Annotated in this window: 6 protein-coding genes and 1 rRNA gene; 2 read left to right on the forward strand and 5 right to left on the reverse strand. The window is 69.9% G+C overall.

Annotated elements, in window-relative coordinates:
* From ABD999_RS37335 to ABD999_RS37350, 4 genes are read right to left on the reverse strand one after another with little or no spacing between them, the layout of a single operon-like run.
* Positions 1-1,509 carry an MFS transporter gene (locus tag ABD999_RS37335; protein ID WP_271276055.1) on the reverse strand — a complete coding sequence of 503 codons (1,509 nt, stop codon included), beginning with the start codon at positions 1,507-1,509 and terminating at the stop codon, positions 1-3.
* Between the two features lie 20 nt (positions 1,510-1,529).
* The gene (locus ABD999_RS37340; protein ID WP_271276061.1) at positions 1,530-2,678 is read right to left on the reverse strand and encodes a thiolase C-terminal domain-containing protein; all 1,149 of its coding nucleotides are present in this window, start codon (positions 2,676-2,678) and stop codon (positions 1,530-1,532) included.
* A 5-nt stretch (positions 2,679-2,683) separates the two neighbouring features.
* Positions 2,684-3,094: a Zn-ribbon domain-containing OB-fold protein gene (locus tag ABD999_RS37345; RefSeq protein WP_271276056.1), complete on the reverse strand. Its 411-nt coding sequence runs from the start codon at positions 3,092-3,094 to the stop codon at positions 2,684-2,686.
* Positions 3,091-3,942, reverse strand: coding sequence for a MaoC/PaaZ C-terminal domain-containing protein (locus tag ABD999_RS37350; RefSeq protein ID WP_271276057.1), 852 nt, complete (start codon positions 3,940-3,942; stop codon positions 3,091-3,093). Before ABD999_RS37350 ends, ABD999_RS37345 begins: the two co-directional genes overlap by 4 nt.
* A gap of 112 nt (positions 3,943-4,054) precedes the next feature.
* On the opposite strand from ABD999_RS37350, the gene ABD999_RS37355 reads away from it, so the two are divergent.
* Both ABD999_RS37355 and ABD999_RS37360 read left to right on the forward strand, forming a co-directional pair.
* Positions 4,055-4,705, forward strand: a complete 651-nt coding sequence (locus tag ABD999_RS37355; protein WP_271276058.1) for a TetR/AcrR family transcriptional regulator — start codon at positions 4,055-4,057, stop codon at positions 4,703-4,705.
* Positions 4,706-4,851: 146 nt separating this feature from the next.
* Positions 4,852-6,405, forward strand: coding sequence for an AMP-binding protein (locus ABD999_RS37360; protein WP_271276059.1), 1,554 nt, complete (start codon positions 4,852-4,854; stop codon positions 6,403-6,405).
* A 189-nt stretch (positions 6,406-6,594) separates the two neighbouring features.
* On the opposite strand, the gene rrf is transcribed toward ABD999_RS37360, so the two are convergent.
* Positions 6,595-6,705, reverse strand: a 5S ribosomal RNA gene (rrf, locus tag ABD999_RS37365); the annotation flags it as partial.

Below are 6,705 nucleotides of genomic sequence, written 5' to 3' on the forward strand. Positions count from 1 at the left end.
CTAGTCGGCGCTCCGCGACCGCGCGTCGCCCGCGACGTCGTCGACGAGCGGCTCCCCGGCCTTCCCGGGGAGCCGCGTGCCGGGACGTCCCTGAGGCGGCTCGGGGCGGGCGCCCCTGCGGGCCGACCCGCGCCTGGGCAGGAAAGCCGAGATGACCATCCCGGCGGCCGCCGCGACCGCCGAGATGACCAGCGCGATCTGGAGGCCGTCGCGCGAGGGCAGAGTCACGGCTCCCAGCTGGACGGTCTGCGCGGCCAGCACCGCGCCGATCACCGCGCTGGCCGTCGACGTGCCGATGGAGCGCATCAGCGAGTTGAAGCCGTTGGCCGCGCCGGTCTCCGAGGTGGGCACCGCTCCCATGATCGAGGCGGGCATGGCGGCGTACCCGAGACCGGCCCCGGCCGAGACGATCGTCGCGGCCAGCGCGACGTGCCAGACCTCCGTCATCAGGAACAGCGCGGTGACGTAGCCCGCGATGGAGAGCAGGGCGCCGAGCATGAGCGTCACCTTGGGGCCGTAGGCTCCGGTGACACGGGCCGAGACGGGCGAGAGCACGATCATCATGCCGCCGCCCACCGCCATGCACAGCCCGGCTTCGAACAACGTGAGCCCCAGCCCGTAACCGGAGGCGGCCGGCGCCTGCAGCACCTGGGGGAAGACCAGCTGGGTGCCGAACATGGCGAACCCGAAGGCGATGGACGCCAGGTTGGTGAGCAGCACCTCGCGCCGGGTGGTGGTCCGCAGGTCGACCAGCGGATTGTGCATCCGCAGCTCCGCCCATCCCCAGAGCGCGAAGATCACCACCGCCGCGGCGAACAGGCCCAGGGTCAGCGGGCTCGTCCAGCCCCAGCTGCCGCCCTTGCTGATGGGCAGCAGGAAGCAGACCAGCCCGGCCGACAGCCCGGCCACGCCGAGGAAGTCGAAGCGCCCGCCTGTCCGCAGCGGCGAGACGGGCACGAGCGTGATGGTCAGGACCAGGCCCGCCGCCCCCATCGCGGCGGCGACCAGGAAGAGCACGTGCCAGTTGGCGTACTGGGCGACGACCGCGCCCAGCGGCAGCCCGATGGCGCCGCCGGCGCCCAGCGTGGCGCTCATCAGCGCCATGGCCGAGCCAAGCCGGCCGGGCGGCAGCAGGTCGCGCATGATGCTGATGCCGAGCGGGATCACGCCGACCGCGCAGCCCTGCAGCGTACGGCCGATCACCACGAGGGGCAGCGCGCTGGTGAAGACACAGATCGCCGATCCGAGGATCATCAGCGAGAGGCTGATCACGATCATCCGGCGCTTGCCGTACATGTCTCCGAGCCGCCCGCTCACGGGCGTGAACACCGCCGACGACAGCAGCGTGGAGGTGATCACCCAGGACGCGTCCTCCGCCGAGGCCGACACCAGCCTCGGCAGGTCGGGGATGATGGGCACCACCAGGGTGAACATCATCGACACGACCATGCCGCTGAAGGCCAGGGCGGCGATGACGACGCCGCTCGACTTTCCGGGGGTGCGAGGCATCGCCACCGAGCTCCGTTCGATCAAGATCCGCGGTTGGACAGGACAAGGCTGCCAGACGCCGCGAAGAAGATGCCCACCCCCTGCACGAAGCTGACCTCCACGTCGGGCACCTGCGCGGCGGCCTCGCCCCGCAACTGCCGGACGGACTCCAGGATCGCGAACATCCCGTACATGCCGGTGTGCGTGTACGCGAGCCCGCCGCCGTTGGTGTTCACCGGGAGGCTGCCGCCCGGAATCGTGTGACCGTCCGCGATGAACGCCCCCGACTCTCCCCTGCCGACGAACCCGAGATCCTCCAGCCCGTAGAGCGGCAGGTGCGCGAAAGCGTCGTAGATCATCAGATGGTCGACGTCGCCGTGCCCGAGCCCGGCCGTGCGGAACGCCTCGGCGCTGGAGCGGCGGAACGCCTGGAACGACCCCGGATCCTCCATCTGGGACACCATCGCGCTCTCGGTGGCCTCGCCCGAGCCCAGCAGGTAGACGGCCCGGCTCCCCCCGGGCAGGTCGGCGGCGCGTTCCGCGCTGGTCAGCACCAGGGCGCCGCCGCCGTCGGTGACCACACAGCACATGTCCCTGGTGAACGGGTAGGCGATCTCCGGAGCCTGGAGCACCTCGTCCACCGAGACGATGTCACGCCGCAGGGCCCGCGGGTTCTTGCTCGCCCACTCCCGCTGGGCGACGACCACCCGGGCCAGGTCCTCCCGGTCCATGCCGCGCTCGTGCAGGAAGCGCAGGGCGGGGACGGTGAACGTGGCGTACGGGGTGATGGCACCGTACGGCGCCTCGAACTGTCCGGCGGGGGTCGCGTTGGCCCCGCCCCACCGCGGCGCGCCCACCCGCGACCGCCCGGACTCGCCGTGGGTGATGAGGACGACGTCGGCCGCGCCGGCCGCGATGGCCGCCGCCGCGTGCCGGACGTGCAGCAGGAAGCTGCAGCCGCCGACCATGGTGCCGTCGGCCCAGCGCGGGTTGATGCCCAGGTGGTGCGCCACGTCAAGGGCCAGCGGCCCGGCGGTCGCCACGCCGTCCACGTCGGCGGGGGTGAGCCCGGCGTCCCGCAGGGCGTTCAGCCCGGCCTCGGCGTGCAACTGCAGCATCGAGGTGTCCGGCAGGACCCCGATCTCGTCGGTCTCGGCCGCGCCGACGATCGCGATCCGGCCGCCGTGCATGCTGGTCACGCGCTCTCCTCTTCAGGCTGGAAGACCGGCAGCACGGTCCCGCCGCGCTCCTCGAACGTCACCCGGAGCCGCAGGTCCAGGGGCAGGTTCTCGGGCGCCGGCTCGACGCCGACCACATTCGTCATGAGCCGCGGGCCCTCGTCGAGCTCCACCAGCGCGATCACCGGCGAGACGGACTCGAAGCCGGGCATCGGCCGTCTGTTGATCACGTACGAGACGAGCCGCGCGCGGCCGGACACCATCACCCAGGCGACGTCAGGCGAGGCGCAGTAGCGGCAGAACGGCCGTGGGTAGAAGTAGTGCCGGCCGCACGCGCCGCACTGCTGGACGCGCAGCTCGCCCGCCTTCGCGGCGTCCCAGTACGGTGCGGTCTCGGGCGTCGGCTTGGGCATGAAGTCCTCGATCACCCGTTCCTCCGGCTGAACGTGCCGCGGTCCAGCACGACCCGACCGGCCACCGTGGTCTGGAAGCGCCAGGTCTCGCCGTCGTCCCACAGGGCCACCGCCAGTTCCTGCCCAGGGAAGACCGGGGAGGCGAAGCGCGCCGACATGGTGCCGAACAGCTCCGGGTCCGAGCCGCACGCGGTGTGCAGCAGCGCCCTTCCGGTGAACCCGAAGGTGCACAGGCCGTGCAGGATCGGACGGTCGAACCCGGCCTTCCCGGCGAGCCACGGGTCGGAGTGCAGCGGGTTGCGGTCGCCGCTCAGCCGGTAGAGCAGGGCCTGGTCGGGCCGCGTCCGGTAAGTGACCACGTGGTCGGGCTCGCGCTCCGGTCGTTCCCACGGCGCGGTGGAGCCTCGCTCGCCGCCGAAGCCGCCCTCGCCCCTGATGAAGGTGCCGGTGCTGGACTCCGCGAGCACCTTGCCCGAGTCCGCGTCCATGACCGTCGACTCCAGGACGGCGATGGCGTTCGGCCCCTTGTCGTAGAAGGCGGCCACGCGGCTCCTGGTCACGGTGGAGCCCTCGGGAGGCAGCGCGCCGTGCAGCGTGATCGACTGCTCGGCGTGCAGCACCTGGGCGAGGTGGAAGTCACCCAGCGGGGGCATCGACCCTCCGGTGCCGCCGATCATGACCGCGAAGGTGGGCAGCACCTGCTGGGCGACGTCGTGCGAGTTCTCCGTCGTGAACGGCAGCTCCGTCAGCGGATCCTCGGCCCCCGCCCCGACGCCGAGCGCGTAGAGGATGGCGTCGGCCGAGGTCCATCGCCGGCCCCCGCCCTCCCACTCCTTGCCCACCAGGTCCAGATTCAGCGCCAAGGGAGCGCTCCTTCCGTAAGGGTCCTGCCAGCACCATAATCCGGACAAAGTTCGTCTGTAAATACCGCGGAACCGGTGGCGAACCTCCCGAGACCTGGCAGACTGAGAAAATATGAAAACCGCTTCGACCACCTCCCGCCCCGGACGACCGCCCGACCCCGGCATCGAGCCCCGAGTCCTCGACGCGACGCTGCAGATCTACGCGGAGGTCGGCTGGGCCGGGTTCACCATGGACGCCGTCGCGCGCCGGGCACGCGTGGGCAAGGCCGCCCTCTACCGCCGCTGGGAGAGCAAGGAGAAGCTGATCGTCGAGGCCCTGGCCTCGATCACCATGCCCGTCATGGCCGAGACCACCGGCTCGCTGCGCGAGGACCTCCTGGCCATGTGCGTCCGCACGCTGAAGGCGCAGCAGAGCCGCGACGGCCTGGTCGGGCTGCGGGCGCAGATCGAGGCCAAGTTCTATCCCGAGTTGTTCGGCCAGGCCATGGAGGACCTCGGGAAGCAGTGGCGGACCCTGTCCAGGCGGCTCGTGCTGCTCGCCATCGACCGGGGCGAGATCCCCCAGGGCACCTCGCCGGCCCTGGTGCTGGACGCGGTGAACGGCATCATCGTCAACCACGTTCTCTCCACGCCGATCGACAGGATGCCCGCCCTCCTGGAGGACGCCCCCCGCTACGCCGAGCGGGTCGTCGATTTCGTGCTCTCCTCCATCGGCTATCGTCCCGCCGAGGCCGCCCTTGACACCGACGGGGCCCGGTCTTAGCTTCTGTGTTGCGGACGCATTTCGTCTGAATTTCACGGTACGAAGTCGCACACCAATCCCCTGACCAATTTCGGACACTTGGTGTCTGAAATCAGGGTCGTGCGTCCTTGGGCGATCGCCGCAAGGCGGAAGGTCTGGAGGAACGAATGCCGGCTACCAACCCTGACACGACGTCCGAGAATCCCGGTTTCTACGCGCTGGCGCTCCAGGACCCCCAGCGAGTGGCCTTCATCGGCCCGCAGGGCGAAGAGACCACCTTCGGTGAGCTGGGAGCCCAGGTCAACCGCATCTCCCACGGCCTCCGAGCGCTCGGCGTGGGCAAGGAAGACATGGTCGCCATCCTGGTGCACAACGGCCGGGAGTACATAGAGCTGGCACTCGCCACCATCCAGCTCGGCGCCTACATCGTGCCGATCAACACCCATCTCGCCCCGCCCGAGCTCGCCTACATCGTCAAGGACAGCACCGCCAAGGTGCTCGTCGCCCACTCCGACCTGGCCGGACACCTGCACAGCGAGATCGGCGGGCTGCCGGCGCACCGCTACGCCATCGGCGACGAGGTCGAGGGCTGGCAGCCCTACCCCGAGCTGTGGAGCGGCCGGCTCGAGGAACAACCCGGCGACCGGGTCATGGGCGCCATCATGAACTACACCTCGGGCACCACCGGCCGCCCCAAGGGCGTGCGCCGGCCGCTGTCAGGCCTCAGCCCCGAACAGGAAGCCCCGCTCGCCTCGAAGCACTTCTACACGCTCGGCTTCCGGAAGCAGGGCGTCCACCTCGTCTGCTCGCCGCTGTACCACGCCGCCCCCGGCGCGTTCGCCATCAACGCGCTGCACCTGGGCCACACCGTGGTCTGCCACCTCAAGTTCGACGCCGAGGCGGTGCTGCGCGCCATCGAGCGCTACAAGGTGACCACCAGCCACATGGTGCCCACCCACTTCCACCGGATGCTCCGCCTGCCCGAGGAGGTCCGCCTCCGCTACGACGTCTCCAGCCTGGACAGCCTGATCCACGCCGCGGCGCCCTGCCCCGTCGAGGTCAAGAAGCAGATGATGGAGTGGGTCGGCCCCAAGCTCTACGAGTATCTGGCGGCCACCGAAGGCGGCATGTCCCAGGTCACCCCGGAGGAGTGGCTGGCCAAGCCCGGCACGGTCGGCCGGCCGCAGCCGGGCACCACGCTCCGCATCGTCGGCGAGAACGGCGAAGAGGTGCCGGACGGCGAGCCTGGAACGATCTATTTCAGCAACGCCGGCCAGGCATTCGAGTACTACAACGACCCGGGGAAGACCGCGGCCGCCCGGCTCGACGGCATGTCCACGGTCGGCGACTTCGGCTACCTGGACGAGGACGGCTACCTGTTCCTCCTCGACCGCAGGACCGACCTGATCATCTCCGGCGGCGTGAACATCTACCCGGCCGAGATCGAGCAGTTCCTGATCACCCATCCGTCCGTCCAGGACATCGCCGTGATCGGCGTGCCCGACCCTGACTGGGGTCAGAGCGTGCTCGCCATCGTCCAGCCGTCACCGGGCGTGGAGGCCGGAGAGGGACTGGCCGAGAAACTCCGGGCCTACTGTGCCGAAGGGCTCGCCTCGTACAAGCGCCCGCGCAGGTTCGAGTTCCGCGAGGACTTCCCGCGGACGGAGGCGGGCAAGCTCCAACGCCGCAAGCTACGCGACGAGTACGTCGACAACAACTGACAGCGGCGTTGCCGGTCTTTGCACGGGCCCCGGCGTGATAGCCGAAGCCTCCATGAAACAGGGCGAGCCTCGTGGGCGTAGTCTCAGGGCTCACCCACAAGAAAAGCCCCCGAGACCGAAGCCTCGAAGCCGTCATGAACAAGGAAAGGCCCCGACAGAAACTGTCGGGGCCCTTCCCATATGAAAATTGTCCGGCGGTGACCTACTCTCCCACACCCTCCCGAGTGCAGTACCATCGGCGCAGAGAAGCTTAACTTCCGGGTTCGGAATGTAACCGGGTGTTTCCTTCCCGCCATAACC

The organism is Nonomuraea ferruginea (genome assembly GCF_039540635.1).
Taxonomy (GTDB): Bacteria; Actinomycetota; Actinomycetes; order Streptosporangiales; family Streptosporangiaceae; genus Nonomuraea; species Nonomuraea ferruginea.